This is a genomic window from Rickettsia endosymbiont of Urophora cardui (genome assembly GCF_964030725.1).
Lineage (GTDB): Bacteria > Pseudomonadota > Alphaproteobacteria > Rickettsiales > Rickettsiaceae > Rickettsia.
Genome location: NZ_CAXIPY010000007.1, coordinates 317731 through 343388, shown reverse-complemented (window position 1 = coordinate 343388; position 25658 = coordinate 317731). Strand labels below are relative to the sequence as shown.

Sequence of the window (25658 nt, the reverse complement as noted above, 5' to 3'; positions counted from 1 at the left end):
ATTAGTCCACTATCCCTTGATTCTGTACATAATTACGTAATTTCTGCTCATCACCATGTTTACCTACTGTGCTCATAAAATATCCTTTACTCCAAAACTCACTTCCCCATAATTTTTCTTTAAGATTTGGATATTTCTCAAACATTTTCTTAGAAGTAATACTTTTTATGATTTGAGTTATTTTTGTTGGGCTATACATTGGTATTGACTGTAATAAAAAATGTACGTGATCTTTATCTACTCCTATTTCTAAAAATCTAATTTCATAACGATCTTCTATGTGCTCACAAATTTTACACAAATAATCATCTAGTTCTTGATTGAATATTACTCTTCTATACTTTGCCGGCGTTACTAAATGATATATTAGTACTGGGAAAGTTCTATAATTAATTAAGCCAGATATAATCAATTTTTAATCTCTCAGGGTTTAATTCCCCGAAGCTCTGCTTCGTGATATCATAAGAAACAACTAAAACTTTTTTAGATACCTCGTAGCTCTGCTGCGAGGAGCATCATTTAAATATAGATATATCATGGCTCATTTAACGATAAATGAAAGATTTAAAATATACGAAATGAATAAGAGTGGTTATAGCTCGCGATATATAGGGACAAAGATTGGCCGTGATAAAAGCACTATATGTTATGAACTCAAGAGAATGAGGCATAATTATAGACCAGATAGGGCTAACACACTTGCTTGCAGTTTAAGGCAAGGTAAGAGAAAAAGAAAATTAGATATTGATAATAATTTACGAGCAGAAATAATAAAGCAGTTAACACAGGGTATTTCACCAGATATAATTTCAGGTAGACGTAAACTATCACGAGATACTGTCAATATTTCTACAGAGAGTATATACCAGTTTATTTATACATCTCCTATAGCACAAAGGCAAAAATTATATTTATCTTTAGCAAGAAAAAGGAAAAATAGGTTGCATCATGGTACAAGAATCAGAAACAAAAGAATTACAATACCAAATCGAGTTTCCATTACTGAAAGACCAGAGATAAATAGAAAGATAGCAGCAATAGGTCATTTAGAAGGTGATTTAACTTTTAACAAAGGTAATCAAAGTCGTAATATAGGCGCTCTTGTGGATATCAGAACACAAAAAGTGTTTCTCACTTTAAACCGTTCAAAAAGAACACAAGATGTGATTGGTAACATGAATAAAAAACTTAAACAATTGTCGCATATAATCAAAAGCATAACGTTAGATAATGGCAAAGAATTTACCAATCATGAACAACTATTGCCAAAATCTGAACGAAAAGTATATTTTTGCAATCCTTATTCTCCATGGCAAAAACCATTGATAGAGAAGATTAACTCAATGGTGCACAGAGTATACTCTAAATCTTTAGATATAAAAAAATTAACAATAAAGCAATTACAAGAAATTGAGGATTTTTTAAATAATTTACCAAGAAAAGTGCTCGGTTATAAAACACCCAATGAGGTATGGGAAGAAAATATAAATCTGGCTTAATTAATACTGGAATTTACCCTGTGACATTATGACTCTTATGTATATAACTGCTTTCTTCCATTCAAGTAGTATATCACGAAGCAGAGCTTCGGGGAAATGAAGAACTCGGCCGCAAGCGACCGAGTTTCAAAACAGGTTAAACTGCTTTGTTTCTTTTTCAATTTTATCCATTGCGTTTAGTTGATTTTGGTATCCACACAAAGTGATACATTATTCTAAAAACATGATGACTATTACGCCTCAATTCCATTCTACTAAATTATAATATGCCAACGCTTATATTATAACGCTATCCATCTAGGGAGCAAGCTCCCTAGATTTTCGCTATGCGGTTAAACCCTGAGAGATTAAAAAAAGTGGCGAGTGTATCAATCTATAATTTGTATTATATATCAAATAATTTACTTTAAATTGTAGAAATATCGCTTTTAAGATGATAAAAGCACTAAATATTTAACTTTAGATATAAATTTTTACTTTAGTCAGAAAAATTAGAATTTTTGTCAAAACTTCAGTATAAAGCATTTCAACAAAAACAGTTAAAGCTTTTTGGATAGATACCTCGTAGCTCTGCTGCGAGGAGCATCATTTGTTAGGTTTTTCTTCCTTAGCTTTTTTTCGTCTCTGTAAATTCTTTTTTAGAGCAGATGATAAATTGCTAAAATTAGGCTTTATTTTAGTTTTTATAGTTTGTTCTTTGCTATCTTTGGTAGATGACATAAATAATTATCTTTTCACGCTAACATTATTGCATTATACTACGGATATTTTGAAAAATAAAATTATAAATATCTATGAATCAAAGTAATATAATCTCTGCGGAGTTACTTGACAAGAAAAAAAATATTGCGAGGCAAGGGGGTGGTGAAGATAGAATTAATACCCAGCATAAGAAAGATAAGTTAACAGCACGTGAGCGAATAGAAGTATTACTAGATCCTAATAGTTTCACCGAAACAGGAATGTTTGTAGCTCATAGATGCGAAAATTTTGGGATGGATGATAAGAAGTTTTTAGGTGATGGTGTTGTAACGGGTCATGGCACAATAAATGGTAGATTAGTTTTTATTTATAGCCAAGATTTTACAGTGCTTGGCGGTTCACTTGGTGAGTATCATGCTAAAAAGATCTGCGATATTTTAGATCAAGCTATAGCAACTGGTGCTCCCGTAATCGGCATTAATGATTCAGGTGGTGCAAGAATTCAAGAGGGTGTGGATGCTCTTGCTGGATATGGTGAGCTATTCCAGCGTAATGTTTTAGCATCAGGTGTTATTCCTCAGATTACCTTAATTATGGGTCCTTGTGCGGGCGGTGCTGTTTATTCGCCTGCTTTAACCGATTTTATATTCATGGTTAAAAATACTTCCTATATGTTTGTAACCGGTCCTGATGTAGTAAAAACCGTTACTGGCGAGGACGTAAGCCAAGAGAAACTTGGCGGTGCACGTATGCACACTACCAAAAGCGGTGTGGCTGATCTTGCATTTAATAATGACATAGAAGCATTGCTAGAAATTCGTAGGTTCTTTAATTTTCTGCCGTCATCTAATCGTAGTCCCCTTCCTATTCGTCCTACTGTTGACCCTGCTGATAGGGTTGATATGTCTTTAAGTACTCTAATCCCTAATACTCCGAATAAACCTTATGATATGAAAGAGCTTGTCGAGCGTATTGTAGATGAGGGAGAATTTTTTGAATTACAACCGGATTTTGCTAAGAATATCATCATTGGTTTTGGCTATATGGAAGGTTATCCGGTAGGATTTGTTGCGAATCAACCATTGCATTTAGCGGGATGTTTAGATATTAATGCTTCAAGAAAAGCAGCAAGATTTATTAGATTTTGTGATGCTTTCAATATTCCTATAGTAAGTCTTGTTGACGTGCCGGGGTTTTTGCCAGGTACTTCGCAAGAGCATGATGGTATTATTAAGCATGGTGCTAAACTTTTATATGCTTATGCTGAAGCAACAGTGCCGAAAATTACCGTGATTACTCGCAAAGCTTACGGCGGAGCTTATATAGTGATGAACTCTAAGCATCTTAGAGGCGATATAAATTATGCTTGGTTTAATTCCGAGATTGCCGTGATGGGGGCAGAGGGAGCTGCTGAAATAATATTTAGGGAAGAATGCAAAGATCCGGAGGCTAAAAAACAAAAAATCGATGAATATAAAAAAGTAGTAACATCGCCTTTTGTTGCAGCATCTAGAGGCTATTTAGATGATATAATAAGACCACAAAATACAAGATGGCGAATATGTAAAGCCCTAAATTTTTTACGTACTAAAAAGATAGAATTGCCTTGGAAGAAGCATGATAATTTGCCGTTATAGCTGTCATCCTTGCGTAGGTAAGACGCATTTGATGTTATCCCGCGTGGCTTGACCACGGGATCCAGTTAAAAATACTAATAAAATTTAGTATTTTTAATTGTTTTATAGATGCTGTGGTCAAGCCACGGCATGACACCGAGGGTGCTTTTCGATCCACGTGGGGCAAGCCTTAAGCGGGAATGACATACGTTCTACGCAATAACGCCAACCCTATGAAAGAATGACATTATTAAAGTTCATAATAATATAAACAAAAAACTATGCCTAAACCTTTATTTGATAAAATTTTAATCGCTAATCGTAGCGAAATTGCTGTTAGGATAATCCGTACTTTAAGAAGAATGGGGATAAGGTCGGTTGCCGTATATTCTGAAGCCGATACAAACTCAATGTATGTTCAGCATGCAGATGAAGCTTATTATATAGGTGATTCACCTGCAACAGAGAGCTATTTATCTATTAAGAATCTTGTTTCGGCAATTCGTGAAAGCGGTGCAAATGCCGTACATCCCGGCTATGGCTTTTTATCTGAAAACCCTAATTTTGCCAATGTTCTTAAAAGAGAGGGAGTAGTTTTAATAGGTCCTAATGCTGCTACTATAAAGAAAATGGGTGATAAAATTGAAGCAAAGAAAATAGCAATAGATGCGGGAGTTAGTACTGTTCCTGGCTATATGGGAACTATAAATGATGTTAAACAAGCAATAGATATCGCAAAAGAAATAGGCTTTCCGGTGATTGTCAAAGCAGCTGCCGGTGGTGGCGGGCGTGGTATGAGGGTGGTAAATAATCCTTCTGAAATGGCAAATGCTTTTGAATCTGCCAAGCTTGAAGCCGGTAATAGTTTTAGTGATGATAGGTTGTTTATTGAAAAATTGATCCAAAGACCTCGTCATATTGAAATTCAACTGCTTGCTGATCAGTATGGCAATAGCGTATGTCTTGGGGAACGTGAATGTTCAATACAGCGTCACCATCAAAAAGTAATTGAAGAGGCTCCAAGCTCATTCATTACCGAAGAAATAAGGCAAGAAATGTATAGGCAAGTAATATCGCTATCTAAAAAGGTTGGATATTACTCTGCAGGTACTGTTGAGTTTATAGTAGATAGTGAGAGAAATTTCTATTTCTTAGAAATGAATACGAGATTGCAGGTAGAACACCCTGTTACCGAATTAATAACCGGTATAGATATCGTTAAGGAAATGATAAAAATTGCTGCCGGTAAAAAATTATCATTTACGCAAGATGACGTAAAGTTAAAGGGCTGGGCGTTTGAGTCACGAATTTGTGCTGAAAATCCAAGTCGTGGTTTCTTGCCTTCAAGTGGTAGGATTACGGCGTATTCTGAACCTGTAAAAAGCCCAAATATTCGTATAGATACGGGCATTGGACTTGGCGGTGAAGTTAGCATGTTCTACGATTCGATGATCGCAAAATTATGTACTTACGGCGAAACAAGAGAGCAGGCAATTGAGGTAATGCGTTCTGCCTTAAGCTCTTACATTATTAATGGTATTTCTCATAATATTAGTTTCTTAGAAGCAGTGATGCTTCATCCTCGTTTTGTTAGCGGTGATATTTCTACTGCTTTTATTCAAGAAGAATATCCAGATGGGTTTTCCGGTGCAAGTCTAACATCAGAAGTAACGGGAGTATTTTTAGCAACCGCTATTTTTATTTATATATCTGAGCAAAGACGTGCTTCTTTAATTTCTGGAAATATCAATAACCAAGCTAATAAAATCGGTACTAGATGGGTGGTAACGATTGACGATAAATTATTCCCCGTTCTAATTACGCCTGTTGAAAATGGCTATAATATACGCCATGAAAGTGACCGAATATATATTCGTAGTAACTGGAATTTAGGTAATGAGCTTTTTGTAGCCATAATTAATGGCAAAAAGACAAATATTAAAATTGAAAATATCAGAACTGGTTATTTACTATCACATGCTGGTATTAGCGTAAAAGCCTTTGTTCGCTCCCCTCGTATTTCAGAACTTGAAGGGTTAATGGTTTCGAAAGTAGTAACAGAAGAAAATGCTGAACTGCAAGCTCCTCTTAACGGTCAAATTTCATCAATTAAAGTGAAAGAAGGACAAGAAGTAACAATAGGGCAGGAAATTATGATCTTAACCGCTATGAAAATGGAAAATATCATCTTAGCCGAACGTGACGGGAAAATAGCCAAAATTTTCGTAAGCGAAAAGGATAATGTGGTCCAAGGTCAGATGCTGCTTGAATTTAAATGATGCTCCTCGCAGCAGAGCTACGAGGTATCTATCCAAAAAGCTTTAACTGTTTTTGTTGCAATGCTTTATAAGAAGGTTTGCCTGAGGCTCTGTCTCATCAATTGTGTAAATTTCGTGAACCATTAAATTCTACCATCAAATTTGATCATAAAATGAGCCATAGCTTCATTCCAATTGGGGATAGGCATAGACCATTTTTTGGTAATATAATCAATTGTCAGATATAAAACCTTAAATACTGCGTCATCATTTGGGAGTCTTTTGCAATGATTGTGTAAATTTTTGTTGAGCCTATATTAGAAGTAATTAAAAATATAGGTAACAGAAATGCAAATAGAGAAGAATAAAAAAATCAGGAGTTTCGCACTTAGCAAAAAGTATGTTAATCTAGAGAAAAATAGTTTTAGATAAAAATGACAAGAACAAAATGTAGCAAGGACTTATATAAATCATTTTTACAAGCAAGTAGTGTCAGATATACTAGCAAGGCATTATCTGAAGTGAGTCCAGTAGATCTATCTCACGATAGTGCAAGTCGATGGTTAAAGAGTAAGGATTTTCGTCCTAGCGAAATCTATAAGGAAGTGTCAAAATATATAGATTGGGAAGCACCGTGTTTATTAGTGGGGGATGACACCTTATTATCAAAGCAATACAGTCAGAAGATTGAGCTTGTACGTTATCAATATTCTGGAGCTGTACATGATGTTATACCTGGTATAGGAATGGTAAACTTACTACATTACAATACTAAAATTGCTCAATCTACTCCCGTAGATTATAGAATATATGATAAAGACACTGATGGTAAAACAAAGAATGAGCATTTTTGTGATATGCTTACTTTAGCTAAAGAAAGAGGTCTCAATCCTGATGCCATAGTCATGGATGCTTGGTATAGCGGGTTGGAGAATTTAAAACATATACGTAATTTAGGCTGGCTATGGGTTACCACCCTAAGGAAAAATAGAAAAGTTAATCATAATGTTAGCTTGGAAAGTTTAGAGATACCCGATGAGGGGCTAAAAATTCACCTACGTGGATACGGTTGGGTTACGGTATTTAAGTTTGTGGCAAAGAATGGTCGCATTGATTACATAACAACGAACTTGGAAAATCCCACACGTGAGCAAATAGAGAAAATTGTTAAGGCACGTTGGTCTATAGAGGTTTATCATCGAGAATTAAAACAAACTTGTGGTATTGAACGCTGTCAGGCACGCACGGGCCGAGCTCAAAGAAATCATATTTGCCTTGCAGTATTTGCCTGGCTTGATATGAATAAAAGGAGGATAAATGAAAACATTACTTTATATCAACAAACTTGGGAAGTTATAAAAACATCAATTCAAAACAATATCAGATGGCTTTTAACTGATTCGCAACTTTGCTAAGTGCGAAACTCCTGAAAATAAATGAAGCAATAGATTTGCTGATAGAAGGCGGAGTAGATTTAAAAACAGTACTAAGTCAGAATGGATTAATCTCTCAGGGTTTAATTCCCCGAAGCTCTGCTTCGTGATATCATAAGAAACAACTAAAACTTTTTTAGATACCTCGTAGCTCTGCTGCGAGGAGCATCATTTAAGGAATTAACCAAGGGTATTTTAGAGCGAGCACTGCATGCTGAGATGTCAGAACATTTAGGTTATAGCAAGTATGATAGAGCTGAAACTGAGAATGCGAGGAATGGTAGTTTTAGTAAGAATCTGATTAGTGAGAATGGTACTATAGAGATAAATGTTCCAAGAGACAGACAAGGTAAATTTGAACCTATAATAGTCTCAAAGAAACAAACAAGAATAGATGGCTTAGACCAAAAGATAATATCCTTATATGCGAAGGGTATGAGTGTGTCTGATATTAAAACACAATTGCAAGAATTATATGGAGCTGAGATCAGTGAGAGCCTAATCACTGAAGTTTTGACAAAAAGATAACCAAACTTATAAAGTGTAATAGTTGAGATTATATCTTACATTTAGTAAAATAAATTAATTATTAAATGGAGATAAAGAATGAACTTAAATCAAAAAATAATAAAACCAAAATTAGGTTTACTTGAATTAGCTAAGAGCCTTGGTAGTATGGCTTTGTTGCATAAATAAGATTTGTAGAGCAAGAGTGGTGATAATCTGGTAAGATGTCCTGAATTAAAAATAATCCAGATTATATGAGATCTCGGAAGAAAGCCCCTTTTAGTAAATCACGCAAGTATTCTAAATATAAAATAACGAATTGGTCAGAATATAATAATTTTTTACGCAATAGGGGTCGCATAGATTTTATGATTGCCAGTGATTTGGCGATTGGCTGGTATGCTGATTACAGAGAGGAAATGAAACGAGGAAGACCTAGACGCTATAGTGATCACGCTATATTACAGTGTTTGAAGATCAGATGCTTATTCGGTCTTAAGTTACGCCAAACCCAAGGCTTTATAAACTGGCTCTTTGAAATATCGGGTTTATCTATTAGATGTCCAGACTATACAACATTAAGTAAGCGTATGAAGTCATTAGATCTTAGGTATTTACATGGAAATCAAGATAAAGAATTTAGTTGTATTTCAATGGATAGTACAGGGATACAAGCCTACACAGGGAACGAATGGCTAGAAAATAAGCATGGTAAGCAATATAAGCGTCGCATATGGAAAAAGCTACATATCGTTATAGAAGATCAAGGTATGATACTTGCCGATAGTACCACAGAGCATACTATAGATGATAGATCACAGATTGGACTACTAATAGCTAATGTCAGAGCCAAGGATTTTCTGGGAGATCGAGGGTATGACGGTGAATCTACATATCAATTGTTGAGAAAGAAGAAGATAAAACCAGTTATTAGACCCCCAAACTCTTCAGTAAAAGTTCAATCGCTTAGGGATAAAACTGAGAGAGATGCAGCTGTTATATATCAACAAAACAAAGGATACCAAGCATGGAGGGTAAAGAATAATTATGGTAGAAGGGAGCGTGTAGAGAACACGTTCTTTCGATTTAAAACTTCTTTTGGTGAGTCTTTTGCAATGATTGTGTAAATTTTTGTTGAGCCTATATTAGAAGTAATTAAAAATATAGGTAACAGAAATGCAAATAGAGAAGAATAAAAAAATAAATGAAGCAATAGATTTGCTGATAGAAGGCGGAGTAGATTTAAAAACAGTACTAAGTCAGAATGGATTAATTAAGGAATTAACCAAGGGTATTTTAGAGCGAGCACTGCATGCTGAGATGTCAGAACATTTAGGTTATAGCAAGTATGATAGAGCTGAAACTGAGAATGCGAGGAATGGTAGTTTTAGTAAGAATCTGATTAGTGAGAATGGTACTATAGAGATAAATGTTCCAAGAGACAGACAAGGTAAATTTGAACCTATAATAGTCTCAAAGAAACAAACAAGAATAGATGGCTTAGACCAAAAGATAATATCCTTATATGCGAAGGGTATGAGTGTGTCTGATATTAAAACACAATTGCAAGAATTATATGGAGCTGAGATCAGTGAGAGCCTAATCAGCAGGATTACAGATGAAGTAATAGATGAGGTCAAGATTTGGCAGAGTAGACCTCTTGAATCAGTATACCCTATAGTATATTTTGACTGTTTAGTAGTGAAAGTAAGACAAGATAAACTTATTATTAATAAATCAGTATATGTAGCTTTAGGAATAGATTTATCTGGCAGAAAGGATATTTTAGGCTTATGGATAAGTGAGAATGAAGGAGCTAAATTTTGGCTTGGTAATTTTACTGAAATGAAGCATCGAGGAGTAAAAGATATCTTAATTGCTTGTAGTGATAATCTAACTGGTATGTCTGATGCTATTGCATCAGTATATCCGAAAACTGAACATCAAATTTGTATTGTCCATCAGATCAGGAATAGCCTCAAATATGTATCATATAAAGATAGAAAGCAATTAGCAGCGGATTTGAAACTAATCTATACTTCTGCTACTGAAAAAGAAGCAGAATTAGCTCTTGAGTCATTTGATCAAAAATGGAGTAAGCAATATCCGCATATAGCTAAATCTTGGTATAATAATTGGGATAATTTGATAATTTTCTTGCAATATCCAAAGGAGATTCGTAAGATTATTTACACTACAAATGCGATAGAATCGCTGAATAGCCAATTGAGAAAAGTTACTAAGAATAAACGCATCTTTCCAAATGATGACGCAGTATTTAAAGTTTTATATCTGACAATTGATTATATTACCAAAAAATGGTCTATGCCTATCCCCAATTGGAATGAAGCTATGGCTCATTTTATGATCAAATTTGATGGTAGAATTTAATGGTTCACGAAATTTACACAATTGATGAGACAGAGCCCTTTTGGTAGTAAGTTTCTATCAAGACATGATCAAAATATGACAAAAGAAATGTCTATTAAATGCCACTTATTAAACAAAATGTTTGAAATTGGTAAACCTATCTCTGTGCCTGTTGGCTAGGCTAGCATTGCGGGGTTAGGGGCAGTATATTCAAAAGCTTATTTATGCAACAAAGCCGGTATCCACGCAAGGCAAGCCTTACGCAGGATGACAGTACAACAACTTATTTCTTTTTCTTGCTTTTATTCTTATTTCCACCAGTAGTTTTATTAAATCTACCTAGGTTTTTAACGAATTTTTGTAAGCCATGAAGTTCAGTGCCGTATGTTTTCGTATATTCACTGATCGTTTCAATATCATGTCTATGTGAATCATCAATTACAACAACCTCTTGCATTAAATTACGACTATCAAAGGTAATTTTTACTATTCTCTGTTTTACGATTTTAGGATTAAGCCAAGCTCTTTGTGACATCACTCGCTCGACATAATACCAGGTATCTTGAGAATATTCTGGAATCATGGTAGGAGTACCGATTAGCTCTACCACTTCTGTTTTACTTAGTTTTTTTGCTTCTAATTTTGTAAGTGCTGAGTCATCTATAGATTGCCCTCTATTTTCAATAGTTTGGCAACCGCTTAAGGAAAAAATGACGAATATAGTGGAGACGAATATTAAGAAAAATTTCATAAATTTAATTTTATCTAGATTTTATTATAAGATTATAATATACTGCTTCACTAATTTGACAAATACTTTTTAATAAAAGAGGTAAATAATGGCAGTTCCAAAGAAGAAAACATCAAAATCAAGACGTAATATGAGACGTTCACATTTAGCACTTGGTAAAGTTAATGTAATAGTTGACTCTCACACTGGTGAATATAAACTTCCGCATCACGTTTCTTTAATTGATGGTACTTATAATAATCGTCAAGTAGTAACGAAAAAAATCGAAACTGAAGAAGAAGTAGCTTAAACTTAAATTTTTATGACCTGTAAAATTATTGGCTGCGGCGGATATCTTCCTTCAAAAATTGTTAGCAATGATGAACTTGCAAAATTTGTTGACACTAACGATGAATGGATCAGAACAAGAACCGGTATTTCGCAGCGTCATATAGCAGGTGATACTGAATATACTTCTCATATTGCTTTAAAAGCCGCTGAAAAGGCTATAGCAGATGCTGGCATTTCAGTAAATGATATTGATTTAATTATTACATGCACTACTACTCCTGATAATAGCTTTCCATCAGTTGCAACTAAACTACAAGGTTATCTTGGTTTAAATAATGTTCCGTCATTTGATTTACAAGCCGTATGTGCCGGTTTTGTTTATGGCGTGCAAGTAGCAAATTCTCTTATTTCCTCCGGTAAATATAAAACTATCCTGCTGATAGGTGCTGAAAAAATGACCTCTTTACTGGATTGGGAAGATAGAGCTACTTGTGTTTTATTTGGCGACGGAGCAGGCAGTGTAATCCTACAACGTAGCGATGATAATTCTGGTGTAATAGATAGTAATATTTTTTCAAGCGGTGCAGATTACGAAATATTATACACCAATGGTGGCGTAAGTATGAATGGCAGCAGCGGTAAAATCATTATGCAGGGGCAGAAACTATTCCGTCTTGCAGTAGAGAAAATGCACCAATCTATAGAGGAATTATTACGCAATAATAATTTTACTGTAAACGATATTGACTATTTTATCCCCCATCAAGCAAATGTACGCATCATTAATAAGCTTGCCGAGCTATTAAATGTCGAAGATCATAAAGTAGTAAAAACTGTAGAAAAACATGCTAATTGTTCAGCTGCTTCTATTCCCCTTGCTTTAAGTACTCTCAAAGCTTCAGGTAAAATCAAAAAAGGTGATATTATTTTATTCTCGGCTATTGGTGCGGGTCTTACTTGGGGTAGTGCCCTCATTAGATGGTGATATACTCGATGAATTTCAAAAATTGGCATTGTCATTCTATAAGAGCTGTGATACTCACGTATTAACTATACGCTCCGTTCCTCGCCTTATGAACTCCGGCTTTGTTGCATAAATAAGATTTGTAGAGAAAGAGTGGTGATAATCTGGTAAGATGTCCTGAATTAAAAATAATCCAGATTATATGAGATCTCGGAAGAAAGCCCCTTTTAGTAAATCACGCAAGTATTCTAAATATAAAATAACGAATTGGTCAGAATATAATAATTTTTTACGCAATAGGGGTCGCATAGATTTTACTGAAGTTTTGACAAAACTTCAGTAAATAAGCGTATGAAGTCATTAGATCTTAGGTATTTACATGGAAATCAAGATAAAGAATTTAGTTGTATTTCAATGGATAGTACAGGGATACAAGCCTACACAGGGAACGAATGGCTAGAAAATAAGCATGGTAAGCAATAATAACTGAAGTTTTGACAAAATCCTTTCAATAAGGAGAAATGTATTCCAATTTTTTTATACTTTTTTAGTAATAACAAAATTTATTTATTCTATTTGGGTACATAATGTATCAAAAACTGTAGCAATTTTGTCTAATATTGCTGGTTTATACTCACTAATATTATTGGGTAATGCTAGCTTTTTATTAAATGAGGTTTTGGTAATTTGATTACTTCCATCAAAACTTGATTTTATTGTAATTTCCCACTTACCATGTTTATTACTTTTGCGTATTACTGGTGCAAATGGTTTGACCTGATGATTATTTCTAATATTTCTATGATCTGGTGATAGTGGACTAATGGTATGGACCTCCTGATATAGAGAATGAAAAGCAGTTGCTAATCTTCTAGGGTTAATATTTAACATATTAAAACAACAATTAAGGAGGTCCATATGGAGGTTACTACAATTGGTATAGATATTGCAAAAAGAATTTTTCAAATTCATGGTGTAGATAAAAATGGCAAGACAGTATTAAAGAAAAAATTGATGAGAGATCAGGTTTTGACATTTATGGCTAATTTACCACAATGTTTAGTAGGGATGGAAGCTTGTGGTGGTTCTAGTTATTGGGCAAGAGAAATAACTAAATTAGGGCATGAAGTAAAACTAATGGCACCGCAATTTGTCAAACCATATGTTAAAACTAATAAAAATGATCAAGCAGATGCTGAAGCGATATGTGAAGCCGTGACAAGACCTAATATGAGATTTGTTGCAATTAAAACTATAGAGCAACAAGAAATTTTATCAATACATAGGGTAAGAGAGAGATTGGTAAAAAATCGTACAGCACTTGCTAATGAAATTAGGGGGCTACTACATGAGTTTGGTTTTATTGTTCCTCAAGGCATTAATAAGGTTATCACAAAATTAATTGAGATTTTAGATGCAGGGAAATTAAGCCAGTTAAGTTATCAAACATTTAGTGAACTAAAAGAAGAATTCTTAGATAATAACAGAAAAATAAAAGAGATAGAAAAACGATTAACAATGATAGCAAGTAACCTAACTCAATATCAACGATTAAGAGCTATACCTGGTCTTGGTTTAATTACTGCTACTGCTTTAATAGCATCAATAGGTAATGCTACAAGTTTTGAGAATGGCAGGCAATTATCGGCATGGCTAGGATTAGTGCCAAGACAACATTCAAGTGGTGGGAAGGATAAGCTGCTGGGAATTAGCAAGCGAGGTGATGTATACTTACGCACTTTATTAATTCAAGGGGCTAGAGCTGTACTAAATGCCAAGATAAGATTTACATCGGAAGAACAGAAATCTAAAAAAGATTTTAGCCAATTTACGAAATGGATGTTTAATTTATAGCTAACACGGAAATGTTTCTACCACAGATTAGGAAAAACTTAGGCATTGATCAATAATTTTATGTAAACAGTTTTTAAAGTTAGTCCAGCAATATTTAATAGGATTTAGATCTGGTGAATATGTGAGTAAATACAAAAACTATGGTAAAAACCTTTTCGCGTTAGCTATATCTGAGCGAAGTAGCCATAATAAAACGACAGTTGCCATAGCTAATAAGTTGGCAAGAGTGGTGTTTGCTGTACTAAGATCAGGAGATGATTATGTAGAGAGTAAAGTTTGTAGCTAAAGAGTGTGTAGCATAGCACTTATAAGTAAAATAAATGGTGATTTATATAATGAATAGGTAAAAGCAAAACAATATGTAAGAGATTCCAACCCGAAATATGCTTGAGATAATTAATATTGATGGTAAATAAGACAAACCTTAGCTTACAAAAAAACTGCGTTTTTCAGTGGCTCTTTTAGAAGCCGATGGACTGATAAGTATATAGTTTGTAAGCCAGCGAATTCCATCAGGGCTGTAGAATAAATTAGGTTGATTTATCAGCTATAAGCCGGATACATGACTGCATTTGTTTGTTTTTATTATTGATGTTATTTTTTTCTTGCATTCTACAGGAGGTCCATACATGAAAAATCAAGACAAAAAAATGAGTAGTATGTTTTCCTAATTTTTCGATTATCAGGCAGCAATTTGCTGATAATTTTGCATATAATTCAGATATACATTCATAGGCTTTTTATAACCAATACTTGAATGAAATCTGTGATAATTATATTTATTCAGATAATGATCAATCCCCTCTTTTAACTCTTTAACATTGTTACTGAAGTTTTGACAAAAAATTTTTATTAAAAAAAGTGGCGAGTGTATCAATCTATAATTTGTATTATATATCCAATAATTTACTTTAAATTGTAGAAATATCGCTTTTAAGCTGATAAAAGCACTAAATATTTAACTTTAAATATAAATTTTTACTTTAGTCAGAAAAATTAGAATTTTTGTCAAAACTTCAGAATATAAGCGTCGCATATGGAAAAAGCTACATATCGTTATAGAAGATCAAGGTATGATACTTGCCGATAGTACCACAGAGCATACTATAGATGATAGCAGGAGTTTCGCACTTAGCAAAGTTGCGAATCAGTTAAAAGCCATCTGATATTGTTTTGAATTGATGTTTTTATAACTTCCCAAGTTTGTTGATATAAAGTAATGTTTTCATTTATCCTCCTTTTATTCATATCAAGCCAGGCAAATACTGCAAGGCAAATATGATTTCTTTGAGCTCGGCCCGTGCGTGCCTGACAGCGTTCAATACCACAAGTTTGTTTTAATTCTCGATGATAAACCTCTATAGACCAACGTGCCTTAACAATTTTCTCTATTTGCTCACGTGTGGGATTTTCCAAGTTCGTTGTTATGTAATCAATGCGACCATTCTTTGCCACAAACTTAAATACCGTAACCCAACCGTATCCACGTAGGTGAATTTTTAGCCCCTCATCGGGTATCTCTAAACTTTCCAAGCTAACATTATGATTAACTTTTCTATTTTTCCTTAGGGTGGTAACCCATAGCCAGCCTAAATTACGTATATGTTTTAAATTCTCCAACCCGCTATACCAAGCATCCATGACTATGGCATCAGGATTGAGACCTCTTTCTTTAGCTAAAGTAAGCATATCACAAAAATGCTCATTCTTTGTTTTACCATCAGTGTCTTTATCATATATTCTATAATCTACGGGAGTAGATTGAGCAATTTTAGTATTGTAATGTAGTAAGTTTACCATTCCTATACCAGGTATAACATCATGTACAGCTCCAGAATATTGATAACGTACAAGCTCAATCTTCTGACTGTATTGCTTTGATAATAAGGTGTCATCCCCCACTAATAAACACGGTGCTTCCCAATCTATATATTTTGACACTTCCTTATAGATTTCGCTAGGACGAAAATCCTTACTCTTTAACCATCGACTTGCACTATCGTGAGATAGATCTACTGGACTCACTTCAGATAATGCCTTGCTAGTATATCTGACACTACTTGCTTGTAAAAATGATTTATATAAGTCCTTGCTACATTTTGTTCTTGTCATTTTTATCTAAAACTATTTTTCTCTAGATTAACATACTTTTTGCTAAGTGCGAAACTCCTGGATAGATCACAGATTGGACTACTAACAGCTAATGTCAGCGCCAAGGATTTTCTGGGAGATCGAGGGTATGACGGTGAATCTACATATCAATTGTTGAGAAAGAAGAAGATAAAACCAGTTATTAGACCCCCAAACTCTTCAGTAAAAGTTCAATCGCTTAGGGATAAAACTGAGAGAGATGCAGCTGTTATATATCAACAAAACAAAGGATACCAAGCATGGATGGTAAAGAATAATTATGGTAGAAGGGAGCGTGTAGAGAACACGTTCTTTCGATTTAAAACTTCTTTTTGTAGTAAGTTTCTATCAATGACTAACGAATATTAGAATTACCCTCAACGAACATTAAAATTACCTATAAAAAAGAAGTAACTATGGACAGTAAAATCGAATAAAAATTTATTTTTAAATATTTAAATATTATTCGAGAATTACTGATGACATGTACAAATAACCAAGTAGGTATTTTAATGCAAAAGATCAAAAAATATAATCAGATAATTTCTGCTGCAAAAGCAGGTATGAGTGTAAAAACGGCACGTAAGTATTTACGTATTAATAAGTATCCAAGCGAATTACGCACAATACGTAAATATAGGACACGTAAGGATCCATTTGTGAAGCACTGGGATGAAATAGAATCAATGCTAGAATCAGCACCGGAGTTGCAAGCAACTACCATATTAGCATATTTGACAGAAAAGTATCATGGGAATTATAATGGGAAGCAATTACGCTGTTTGCAGAAAAGGTTGAAACAATGGAGAGCTGCACATGGTAAGGATAAGACAGTAATCTTTTTACAAAATATTCTTCCTGGCAAACAGAGTCAGTCTGATTGGACCAATATGAATCAATTGGGTATTTGTATTGGTGGGCAACCATATCCTCACTTACTATTTCATTTTATGTTGCCTTATTCATGTTGGGAAACTTTTAGCATATGCCATAGTGAAAGTTTTGATACATTAGCATCAGGGTTTGAAAAAGCTGTATGGGAGTTAGGTGGAGTTTTACCAGAGCATCGTACAGATAATTTAAGTGCAGCTACCAAGCAATGTGGTAATAGTAGACAATTTACAGAAAGATGGCAAGAATTGCTTGGTCATTACAATGTTGCACCATCGCGAAATAATCCAGGCGTCAGTCATGAAAATGGTTCTGTTGAAAAAAGTCATGATACATTTAAGCAAGCAGTGAATCAACATCTGCTATTACGTGGATCACGTAATTTTGTTGATTTAAAAGCTTATGAATTATTCCTTACACAAATTAAAGAAAAGCGAAATATAGCTAACGCGGAAAGGTTTTTACCATAGTTTTTGTATTTACTCACATATTCACCAGATCTCAATCCTATTAAACATTGCTGGACTAACTTTAAAAACTGTTTACGTAAAATTATTGATCAATGCCTAAGTTTTTCCTAATCTGTGGTAGAAACATTTCCGTGTTAGCTATAGCTGTAGAAAAGAAAAATTAGCTGAAGAATTAGTTCATTTAAAAGAGTTACCAATCAGGAAATGGAATGCACCTACAATATTATCAGTACGTGTTAATCCAAGCAGTACAGTTAGTATTTTATCTGTAGCTTATTCTGTGCCTAGTCGCTTAATAGGTTATACTTTAAAAGCTTATATTTATTCTGAAGAAATAGAGCTTTACTATGGTAACAAATGTTTACAAAAAATGTCTAGAATCAGCAATGGCTATGTTATCGATTATAGACATATTATTGATAGTTTAGTACGTAAACCTGGAGCATTTGTTCAATATCAATATTATGAAGCTTTATTCCCACGTGCTATATTTCGTCAGGTATATGACCAGCTTATCTCTATATATCCATATAAAGGGCATAAAATATATCTTAAAATATTACAATTAGCAACAATGTATGGAGAATTGAATGTAGTTACTGCATTAGAAGTGCTATTAGAAAAGAAGATTGAGCCAATAATTGATCATATTACAGATTTACTATAGCCAGACTCAAACTGTTTGTTCAGTAAAAATTAATCTCTCAGGGTTTAATTCCCCGAAGCTCTGCTTCGTGATATACTACTTGAATGGAAGAAAGCAGTTATATACATAAGAGTCATAATGTCACAGTACTAATATATCATTTAGTAACGCCGGCAAAGTATAGAAGAGTAATATTCAATCAAGAACTAGATGATTATTTGTGTAAAATTTGTGAGCACATAGAAGATCGTTATGAAATTAGATTTTTAGAAATAGGAGTAGATAAAGATCACGTACATTTTTTATTACAGTCAATACCAATGTATAGCCCAACAAAAATAACTCAAATCATAAAAAGTATTACTTCTAAGAAAATGTTTGAGAAATATCCAAATCTTAAAGAAAAATTATGGGGAAGTGAGTTTTGGAGTAAAGGATATTTTATGAGCACAGTAGGTAAACATGGTGATGAGCAGAAATTACGTAATTATGTACAGAATCAAGGTTCAGGCAAACCTTCTTATAAAGCATTTCAACAAAAACAGTTAAAGCTTGGAAAGTTCTATAATTAATTAAGCCAGATATAATCAATTTTTAATCTCTCAGGGTTTAATTCCCCGGAGCTCTGCTTCGTGATATCATAAGAAACAACTAAAACTTTTTTAGATACCTCGTAGCTCTGCTGCGAGGAGCATCATTTTTAAAGTTTATATTAAATATCTAATAGGCTTTGTAGCTTTTCTTTGACTTTCGGTAATTTGGCAAGGTCGCTTCCGCCAGCTTGGGCAATGGAAGGCTGCCCACCGCCACCGCTACCACCTAAAAATAACGAAAGTTCTTTTGCAATTATACCTGCTTTAAATTTATCTGTTATAGCCTTACTTATTGCAACAGTAATAGATAGTTTAGAGCTATTATTTCCAACATACACCACTACTAAATTTTCTGCTTTTTTAACTAAATTCTCGGCAGCTTGACGTAAAATTTTATTGTCTAAATTTTCTACATGACGATAAATTAACTTAATTTCCTTGATCTTTTCGGCTTGTTTTTCAATCTGCTCGACGCTTAAATCTAAACTAGCTAAATAAGTTTTTTCTAACTCCTTTTCAAGCTCTTTATTACGCTCTAAAATATTGTTAACTTTACTAACAAGCTCATTTTTGTTGGTCTTTAGGCTATTTTCTATATTTTTAAGTAGCCCCTCTTTTTCCCTAATTAGCTTAATTACAAACTCACCGCAAACTGCTTCGATTCTACGAATACCTGCTGCAATAGCTGATTCGCTGGTAATTTTAAAGCAACCAATATCACCGGTATGTCTGACATGCGTACCGCCACATAGCTCAAGCGAAGTTTCACCCATCTTAACTACTCTAACTTCAGAATCGTATTTCTCGCCAAATAATGCCATAGCTCCTTGTTTTACCGCATCTTCGGTAGACATAAGCGTAGTATCTACTTCATGATTATCTCTAATAATCTCATTTACCTTATCTTCAATTAAAACAATTTCTTCAGGAGTTAAAGCTTTAGGATGGCTAATATCAAATCTTAAATAAGAAGTAGCAACGAGTGATCCTTTTTGCGTAACATGCTTGCCAAGTACCTGATGCAATACAGCATGAAGCAAATGAGTTGCCGAATGGTGAATTCTTAAATTTTGCCTATACTTAACATCAATACTAAAATTAGCATTTTCATCCGTAGTAACCTTACCTTTTTTCAATATACATTTATGAACTATGATAGAACCTAGATATTTTAGAGTATCTATTACGTCTATTTCACAATTTTGGGTTTTAATTACTCCGATATCGCCCATCTGCCCACCTGACTCACCATAAAAAGGCGTTTGGTTGGCTATTAAGAGAAATTGCGTATCTATTTCGCTAATATCGTTTACTAAAGCATTATCTTTAATTAAAGCAACTATTTTTCCATCAGCTTCATTAAGATTGTAGCCTAAAAACTCCGTACTGCCATATTTTGCTTTAATATCAAACCATAGCTGATCAGTTTTAGATTCACCTGATCCAAGCCAAGATTTTCTAGCACGCTCTTTTTGCTCAAGCATTTGCTGCTCGAATCCTTGATGATCAACAGCAATATTACAATTTTTTAAAATATCTTCGGTCAAATCAAGAGGAAACCCATATGTGTCATATAACTTAAATGCTACTTCACCTGATAATCTACCGCCTGCATTTAGATTTTCTGTTTCTTCGGAAAGTAATTTTAAACCACGCTCTAAAGTAGTTTTAAATCTAATTTCTTCCTGCTCCAATATAATACTTATAAAGCTTTCTGCTCGTTTAAGCTCAGGGTATGTATTACCCATTAAATCAACAAGTTTCGGCAGTAACTTATACATTAGCGGCTCTTTTGACCCGAGTATATGAGCGTGACGCATAGCTCTTCTCATAATGCGGCGTAGCACGTAACCACGTCCCTCATTTGATGGCACTACCCCATCAGCTATCAAAAAGCTACAAGCTCTTAAGTGATCAGCAATAACACGGTATGAGAATTTTGCCTCTGCCTCTACTTTCACCTTTAATATATTCTCTGTGAAACTAATTATTTCTTGGAATAGATCTATATCATAATTATTATTAACATGCTGTAGCACTGCTGTCATACGCTCAAGACCCATGCCGGTATCAATCGACTTCTTCGGCAAATCTATTCTGGTGTCTTTATCAATCTGTTCATGTTGCATAAATACCATATTCCAAATTTCGATAAAGCGGTCACCATCTTCATCTTTGGTGCTAGGTAAACCACCATATATTTGCTCACCATGATCATAAAATATTTCTGAACACGGACCGCATGGACCTAGATCCCCCATTGACCAAAAATTATCATTTGTTTTAATTCTAATTATGCGATCATCTGAAAACTCCGCTATTTTTTTCCAATAAGAGGCTGCTTCGTCGTCAGTGTGATAAACTGTTGCATAAAGCTTATCCTTTGGTAATTCAAACTCTTTAGTCAGTAAATTCCAAGCATAATATATAGCCTGCTCTTTAAAATAATCACCGAAAGAAAAATTACCGAGCATCTCAAAAAACGTATGATGCCTTGCAGTATAGCCAACATTTTCAAGGTCATTATGTTTTCCGCCTGCCCGCAGCGATTTTTGACTGGTTACTACTTTGTCGTACGGTCTTTTTTCTTGCCCAGTAAAGACATTTTTAAACTGTACCATACCAGAATTAACAAACATAAGGCTCGGATCGTTATGAGGAATGAGCGGACTGCTACTTACATGCGTATGATTATTTGCTTTAAAGTAAGATATGAATTTACTTCTAATTTCTTCGGTGGTAAATTTAGACATATATATTATGATAAGTATAAAAATTAATTATATATAATGAATTATAATCAAAATAAACTTAATTTATAAAAAATATTCATGAAAAATATTTTTGACTTATTTAAACTGAAAAAAAATATTGTAGTTTTATTAGGCAATAAAGGCATTTTTCTTAGTGCTTTTCTTGGCGATAAAATATTAGATAAATTATTTATTCCTTATAAGGAAGAAGAGCAAATTGATTTAAGCTTATATAAGAATTTTTTTAATAAATTTTCCAAAAGTGATATTTACTTTTTACTTGATAATACTGAATGCAAGATGCGTCATGATCAGTTGCCAGTATTGCAATCTATAGTCAAGATAGATCCTATTGAACAATTTATTGCAGGGTATTTTGAGAAAGAAGATATTATAGCTCATTGTGTTTATGAGGTTACTTCTCAACCAAGCGAGATTTGGTCGCTTTTAATTATGTCATCTCCTTTAAAAGCTCCTTTAAGCGATATAGTTTCATGCGTAATAGAAAATAGATTGTTTAATTTTAAAGGAATGTATTTTTTAACGCTAGAACTACAAGTTATTATCAATAAAATAGTTCAAAATGTAGAAAATAATAAATTTGCAAATTATTTTCAAATTTGTACTTTTACAACACAAGCTGGCGGTATAAAGTTCATTATCAAACATAAAAATAATATAATCACCATTAGAAATTTTGAATATCCATTTGATAAGACAGCTAGTTATGTTCAAGGTATTATAGAACAGGAAATTAATGACTATTTAATATTATTTAAAAACTATATCAATAATCTCAATAAAGAAGTTTGCATTATTCTTATAGTAGATGAAGAATTAAAATCTTTATTAGAGCCTATAAGCTTTGAAGATTATCGTGTAATCCTTGTTCCAGTTGATAACATATTAAACGAACCGAATCTAGAGAATACTCGGCTTATAGATACAAATATCAGTAAATTACTTATCAAACATAAAAACTTTCCTGCTTCTAATAGTTATCTAAAATCAATAAAAAAGCTAACTATTATAAGAAGCTTAACATTTAAATTATCTGCTGCATTACTTGCAACACTAATAATTACTGCTGGTGTTATGAAATATCGTACAGATATAAATTATAAAGATACTAACTTTATTAATGAAAAATATTATGCCACAAATCAAGAATATGATAATATAAAACATAAATATCCATATATTAAAAATACTACTAGTCTTGCTGACTTATACGTAATAGACAAATTACTGGAAGCACCAGTACCATTACCATTTGAACTACTTGAAAAACTTATTATTACCCTTAATCCATCTTTTAAAGTAAAAGAAATAAAATGGGAATTAACAAATATAGATAATATTTTACTGGTCTCAAAAAGACACTTATTAATTAAACTATTGCTTAATTACAATACTCAAGGCATCTCAGTAGATGAGTCAATCAAAATGCTTAATGATCATATGACAAGCGTAAAAAATAAATTACCTCATTTGTATATAGATTACGTTATATATAAGGATAAAATAATTGATATATCAAATAGAGTAGAAATCCCTTTATTTGTTAGTATCATTGACGAAAAAACTTAAATTATTTAAGGTAAAGAGATGTTTCAAAAATATATTGTGTATTTAAAGAATCTTATATTCTTTCAATTTATTATATATTTTTTCTTTATTTCATTAACTGTTTGGGTAATAAAAAGTTTACAGCAAGAATATGCACAATCAATTCTTAATAAACAATTAGCTCAAGAAAGTTTAACTGAAGAAGTATTAAAGCTTTATTCCGTACAAAATTCTAAAGAAGAAATTTTAGAATCCTATAAGAAATATGTCGATTTAAGTTTACCAAATAAAGTAACCTGCTTAAATTATCAAGAATTAATTCCTAAAATAAAAGGTTTAAGCAATAAATATAATCTACTAGAACCTATAGATATATCAATAAACTCAGTCTTTTTTAACAATAATATTCCGGCAATCGAAAACGAAAATATTCGTGTAAATAATTATAGTATAAATATAAAATATGCAGCTGTGGATTTTATAACTTTCCTAAAAATATTTCATAAAATCTATTCTTATATGCCGCCTAACACACTTATATCATTTGTAAGAGTACGAAATGAAGAAGTATTAACACCTAAAAATATTTACAAACTTTCAGTAGCTCACCCTCCTAACCTTATTTATGCCAAATTAATATTATATATACGAGAATTATCTTCAACATGAATAATATAGATACTACTTTATTTAAAAAAGACATTATTAATAATTTTATTAATAACCTTACCGAAATTACCTGCTCAACTCTTGCAAATATGCTTGCTATAGATTATGCGATAAGACTTAATTCAAAACCTGAAGCTAAAAAATATATAAATACATGTATTTCAAGGCTTAAAAATCACTTAAGGCTACGTGTTATTAATGATGATAGTTTTTCTCTAGCTCTAAAATTATTTGTAATTCTGATTACTCCAGAAGATGAGAATAATCAAAATATTTCTGAACAATCACAGGATATCGTAGCAGAAAATCTAGTAGAAATGTATTTTGGAGCTGAAAAAATAAGTAGTGAAGAAAAATTAAAAATTAAAAACGTGTTTAAAGTTCTTTTAAAAGAAAAGAATTTCGACGAAATAATTAATTATGCCCAATCGCACGTAAAATTATTCCGTACATCTTTAAGATATGGCATAAATAAGTACAAAACCCCTAATGAAGTAAACACTTATATACAACAAGAATTTAGTAAAGTATTAGAAATATCTTCAGAACTTACAAGAAAAAGTAATCTATTTAAACAAACTACCGGAAAAATTGCTGGTGCTGCTTGTGCCCTTTTAGTCGGAGCGATTAGCGTTGCAACAGCAGGGGCAGCTTTTTCTATTGTAGTTCTACCTGTTTCAATTTTTGCCGTAAAATATGCTCCTAAAATTGGTGAAAAAATTGGAGAGCTAATTTTAAATAACGATAAAGCGATAAAACTGGAGCAGAATAATATTAATCAGATTATAGCGAAAATATCCAATAATAATGAAAATTTATTATCTCAAGAAAAAAGACAAAATATTCAAAAGAGCATAATAACAACACCAACTAAATTAAACATCAAATTAGATAAGAAACTAGGACATGAAAAACATAGATAAAATAATCGTGGCAAGCCACGGGGAATTTAACCCAACAGGGATTAATCAGTTAGATATAATATTTCAAAACGTTTCTTATCAGCAAGCGACTGAGCTTTAGGAGCTTCCGGATACTCCAGTAATAATGGCAAAAACAAGCTGCCTCCAATCACAATACGACTATTTTTGTTTTTAGGACGCAATCCCCATATATTTTGATAGGTCATAGCCATTAAGTGTAGAAGTCAAGATTTGATCTTACAGACACTATAAATTTCGCACCTGATTGTCAGTTAAATTTTGACTGTCAGATACATATTCAAGATACAAGATTTCATTATTCTTTTCAACAGCTGGCTCTGTCTCATCAATTGTGTAAATTTCGTGAACCATTAAATTCTACCATCAAATTTGATCATAAAATGAGCCATAGCTTCATTCCAATTGGGGATAGGCATAGACCATTTTTTGGTAATATAATCAATTGTCAGATATAAAACCTTAAATACTGCGTCATCATTTGGAAAGATGCGTTTATTCTTAGTAACTTTTCTCAATTGGCTATTCAGCGATTCTATCGCATTTGTAGTGTAAATAATCTTACGAATCTCCTTTGGATATTGCAAGAAAATTATCAAATTATCCCAATTATTATACCAAGATTTAGCTATATGCGGATATTGCTTACTCCATTTTTGATCAAATGACTCAAGACGCTAATTTAGGTGACTAACGAATATTAGAATTACCCTCAACGAACATTAAAATTACCTATAAAAAAGAAGTAACTATGGACAGTAAAATCGAATAA

At 33.0% G+C, this 25658-nt stretch carries 27 protein-coding genes and 5 pseudogenes; 23 read left to right on the top strand and 9 right to left on the bottom strand.

Annotation, left to right across the window (positions count from 1 at the left end):
• Position 1 precedes the first annotated feature (1 nt).
• Positions 2 to 409: an IS200/IS605 family transposase gene (gene tnpA, locus AAHI98_RS15725; RefSeq protein WP_342226677.1), complete on the bottom strand. Its 408-nt coding sequence runs from the start codon at positions 407 to 409 to the stop codon at positions 2 to 4.
• Positions 410 to 536: 127 nt separating this feature from the next.
• Here tnpA (AAHI98_RS15725) and AAHI98_RS15720 point away from each other — a divergent pair, with 127 nt between their 5' ends.
• The 3 genes from AAHI98_RS15720 (at position 537) to AAHI98_RS15710 (ending at position 6096) form a co-directional block, all read left to right on the top strand.
• On the top strand, positions 537 to 1499 hold the full coding sequence (locus AAHI98_RS15720; RefSeq protein WP_342226437.1) for an IS30 family transposase: 963 nt from the start codon (positions 537 to 539) through the stop codon (positions 1497 to 1499).
• Between the two features lie 794 nt (positions 1500 to 2293).
• Positions 2294 to 3838 (top strand): acyl-CoA carboxylase subunit beta, encoded by a 1545-nt coding sequence (locus AAHI98_RS15715; protein ID WP_342226436.1) that lies wholly within the window; start codon positions 2294 to 2296, stop codon positions 3836 to 3838.
• Positions 3839 to 4098: 260 nt separating this feature from the next.
• Complete coding sequence (locus AAHI98_RS15710) at positions 4099 to 6096, top strand: acetyl/propionyl/methylcrotonyl-CoA carboxylase subunit alpha (protein WP_342226435.1); 1998 nt, start codon at positions 4099 to 4101, stop codon at positions 6094 to 6096.
• A 122-nt stretch (positions 6097 to 6218) separates the two neighbouring features.
• Here the strand turns inward: AAHI98_RS15710 and AAHI98_RS18860 are convergent.
• Positions 6219 to 6350: pseudogene (locus AAHI98_RS18860) on the bottom strand (IS256 family transposase); the annotation flags it as partial.
• Between the two features lie 159 nt (positions 6351 to 6509).
• Here AAHI98_RS18860 and AAHI98_RS15705 point away from each other — a divergent pair.
• The 6 genes and pseudogenes from AAHI98_RS15705 (at position 6510) to AAHI98_RS15680 (ending at position 10565) form a co-directional block, all read left to right on the top strand.
• A complete protein-coding gene (locus AAHI98_RS15705; protein WP_342224659.1) occupies positions 6510 to 7490 on the top strand; it encodes an IS701 family transposase in 981 nt (326 codons plus the stop codon).
• Positions 7484 to 7618, top strand: coding sequence for a hypothetical protein (locus AAHI98_RS15700; RefSeq protein ID WP_342226434.1), 135 nt, complete (start codon positions 7484 to 7486; stop codon positions 7616 to 7618). Before AAHI98_RS15705 ends, AAHI98_RS15700 begins: the two co-directional genes overlap by 7 nt.
• Before the next feature lie 64 nt (positions 7619 to 7682).
• Positions 7683 to 8021 (top strand): annotated as a pseudogene (locus tag AAHI98_RS15695) (transposase); the annotation flags it as partial.
• A gap of 248 nt (positions 8022 to 8269) precedes the next feature.
• A complete protein-coding gene (locus AAHI98_RS15690) occupies positions 8270 to 9142 on the top strand; it encodes an IS5 family transposase (RefSeq protein WP_342226433.1) in 873 nt (290 codons plus the stop codon).
• Between the two features lie 49 nt (positions 9143 to 9191).
• Positions 9192 to 10406, top strand: coding sequence for an IS256 family transposase (locus tag AAHI98_RS15685; RefSeq protein ID WP_342226432.1), 1215 nt, complete (start codon positions 9192 to 9194; stop codon positions 10404 to 10406).
• A gap of 24 nt (positions 10407 to 10430) precedes the next feature.
• Positions 10431 to 10565 (top strand): hypothetical protein, encoded by a 135-nt coding sequence (locus AAHI98_RS15680; protein ID WP_342226431.1) that lies wholly within the window; start codon positions 10431 to 10433, stop codon positions 10563 to 10565.
• Between the two features lie 103 nt (positions 10566 to 10668).
• Here the strand turns inward: AAHI98_RS15680 and AAHI98_RS15675 are convergent, their stop codons facing one another.
• A complete protein-coding gene (locus AAHI98_RS15675) occupies positions 10669 to 11136 on the bottom strand; it encodes an outer membrane protein assembly factor BamE (RefSeq protein WP_342226430.1) in 468 nt (155 codons plus the stop codon).
• 88 nt (positions 11137 to 11224) lie between these two features.
• Between AAHI98_RS15675 and rpmF the strand changes: the two genes are divergently transcribed.
• The 4 genes from rpmF to AAHI98_RS15655 all read left to right on the top strand — a co-directional run bounded on the left by rpmF (position 11225) and on the right by AAHI98_RS15655 (position 12853).
• The gene (gene rpmF, locus AAHI98_RS15670) at positions 11225 to 11425 is read left to right on the top strand and encodes a 50S ribosomal protein L32 (protein ID WP_342226429.1); all 201 of its coding nucleotides are present in this window, start codon (positions 11225 to 11227) and stop codon (positions 11423 to 11425) included.
• A gap of 12 nt (positions 11426 to 11437) precedes the next feature.
• Positions 11438 to 12391, top strand: a complete 954-nt coding sequence (locus AAHI98_RS15665) for a beta-ketoacyl-ACP synthase III (protein ID WP_342226428.1) — start codon at positions 11438 to 11440, stop codon at positions 12389 to 12391.
• Positions 12392 to 12572: 181 nt separating this feature from the next.
• Positions 12573 to 12713, top strand: coding sequence for a hypothetical protein (locus tag AAHI98_RS15660; RefSeq protein ID WP_342226427.1), 141 nt, complete (start codon positions 12573 to 12575; stop codon positions 12711 to 12713).
• A gap of 8 nt (positions 12714 to 12721) precedes the next feature.
• Positions 12722 to 12853: a hypothetical protein gene (locus AAHI98_RS15655; protein ID WP_342226426.1), complete on the top strand. Its 132-nt coding sequence runs from the start codon at positions 12722 to 12724 to the stop codon at positions 12851 to 12853.
• Between the two features lie 84 nt (positions 12854 to 12937).
• Here the strand turns inward: AAHI98_RS15655 and AAHI98_RS15650 are convergent, their stop codons facing one another.
• Entirely contained in the window at positions 12938 to 13261 is a 324-nt protein-coding gene (locus AAHI98_RS15650) for a hypothetical protein (RefSeq protein WP_342226425.1), read from the bottom strand.
• 27 nt (positions 13262 to 13288) lie between these two features.
• On the opposite strand from AAHI98_RS15650, the pseudogene AAHI98_RS15645 reads away from it, so the two are divergent.
• Both AAHI98_RS15645 and AAHI98_RS15640 read left to right on the top strand, forming a co-directional pair.
• A pseudogene (locus AAHI98_RS15645) lies at positions 13289 to 14140 on the top strand (IS110 family RNA-guided transposase); the annotation flags it as partial.
• A gap of 205 nt (positions 14141 to 14345) precedes the next feature.
• Positions 14346 to 14510, top strand: a complete 165-nt coding sequence (locus AAHI98_RS15640) for a hypothetical protein (RefSeq protein WP_342226424.1) — start codon at positions 14346 to 14348, stop codon at positions 14508 to 14510.
• Between the two features lie 845 nt (positions 14511 to 15355).
• Here AAHI98_RS15640 and AAHI98_RS15635 read toward each other — a convergent pair.
• The gene (locus tag AAHI98_RS15635) at positions 15356 to 16336 is read right to left on the bottom strand and encodes an IS701 family transposase (RefSeq protein WP_342224659.1); all 981 of its coding nucleotides are present in this window, start codon (positions 16334 to 16336) and stop codon (positions 15356 to 15358) included.
• A gap of 39 nt (positions 16337 to 16375) precedes the next feature.
• On the opposite strand from AAHI98_RS15635, the gene AAHI98_RS15630 reads away from it, so the two are divergent.
• From AAHI98_RS15630 to tnpA (AAHI98_RS15615), 5 genes and pseudogenes are all read left to right on the top strand, one after another.
• Positions 16376 to 16723 carry a transposase gene (locus AAHI98_RS15630; protein WP_342226423.1) on the top strand — a complete coding sequence of 116 codons (348 nt, stop codon included), beginning with the start codon at positions 16376 to 16378 and terminating at the stop codon, positions 16721 to 16723.
• A 110-nt stretch (positions 16724 to 16833) separates the two neighbouring features.
• Positions 16834 to 17715 (top strand): IS21 family transposase, encoded by an 882-nt coding sequence (istA, locus tag AAHI98_RS15625; RefSeq protein WP_342226422.1) that lies wholly within the window; start codon positions 16834 to 16836, stop codon positions 17713 to 17715.
• Positions 17716 to 17911: 196 nt separating this feature from the next.
• Positions 17912 to 18022 (top strand): annotated as a pseudogene (locus AAHI98_RS18325) (hypothetical protein); the annotation flags it as partial.
• 63 nt (positions 18023 to 18085) lie between these two features.
• Positions 18086 to 18382 (top strand): hypothetical protein, encoded by a 297-nt coding sequence (locus AAHI98_RS15620; protein WP_342226421.1) that lies wholly within the window; start codon positions 18086 to 18088, stop codon positions 18380 to 18382.
• An 83-nt stretch (positions 18383 to 18465) separates the two neighbouring features.
• Positions 18466 to 18933, top strand: coding sequence for an IS200/IS605 family transposase (gene tnpA / locus AAHI98_RS15615; protein WP_342226420.1), 468 nt, complete (start codon positions 18466 to 18468; stop codon positions 18931 to 18933).
• Between the two features lie 140 nt (positions 18934 to 19073).
• Here the strand turns inward: tnpA (AAHI98_RS15615) and alaS are convergent, their stop codons facing one another.
• Complete coding sequence (gene alaS, locus AAHI98_RS15610; protein WP_342226419.1) at positions 19074 to 21707, bottom strand: alanine--tRNA ligase; 2634 nt, start codon at positions 21705 to 21707, stop codon at positions 19074 to 19076.
• A 78-nt stretch (positions 21708 to 21785) separates the two neighbouring features.
• Here alaS and AAHI98_RS15605 point away from each other — a divergent pair, with 78 nt between their 5' ends.
• Genes AAHI98_RS15605 through AAHI98_RS15595 form a run of 3 tightly spaced genes read left to right on the top strand, consistent with a single transcriptional unit; the run spans position 21786 to position 24868 of the window.
• Positions 21786 to 23297 (top strand): hypothetical protein, encoded by a 1512-nt coding sequence (locus AAHI98_RS15605; RefSeq protein ID WP_342226418.1) that lies wholly within the window; start codon positions 21786 to 21788, stop codon positions 23295 to 23297.
• Between the two features lie 18 nt (positions 23298 to 23315).
• On the top strand, positions 23316 to 23945 hold the full coding sequence (locus tag AAHI98_RS15600; protein ID WP_342226417.1) for a hypothetical protein: 630 nt from the start codon (positions 23316 to 23318) through the stop codon (positions 23943 to 23945).
• Positions 23942 to 24868 carry an RP853 family protein gene (locus tag AAHI98_RS15595; protein WP_410526265.1) on the top strand — a complete coding sequence of 309 codons (927 nt, stop codon included), beginning with the start codon at positions 23942 to 23944 and terminating at the stop codon, positions 24866 to 24868. Before AAHI98_RS15600 ends, AAHI98_RS15595 begins: the two co-directional genes overlap by 4 nt.
• 41 nt (positions 24869 to 24909) lie before the next feature.
• Here the strand turns inward: AAHI98_RS15595 and AAHI98_RS15590 are convergent, their stop codons facing one another.
• The 3 genes and pseudogenes from AAHI98_RS15590 to AAHI98_RS15580 form a co-directional block, all read right to left on the bottom strand.
• Positions 24910 to 25080: a hypothetical protein gene (locus tag AAHI98_RS15590; protein WP_342226416.1), complete on the bottom strand. Its 171-nt coding sequence runs from the start codon at positions 25078 to 25080 to the stop codon at positions 24910 to 24912.
• A gap of 34 nt (positions 25081 to 25114) precedes the next feature.
• Positions 25115 to 25240 (bottom strand): hypothetical protein, encoded by a 126-nt coding sequence (locus tag AAHI98_RS15585; protein WP_342226415.1) that lies wholly within the window; start codon positions 25238 to 25240, stop codon positions 25115 to 25117.
• Positions 25240 to 25560, bottom strand: a pseudogene (locus AAHI98_RS15580) (transposase); the annotation flags it as partial. The pseudogene AAHI98_RS15580 and the gene AAHI98_RS15585, both read right to left, overlap by 1 nt.
• Positions 25561 to 25658: the final 98 nt, after the last annotated feature.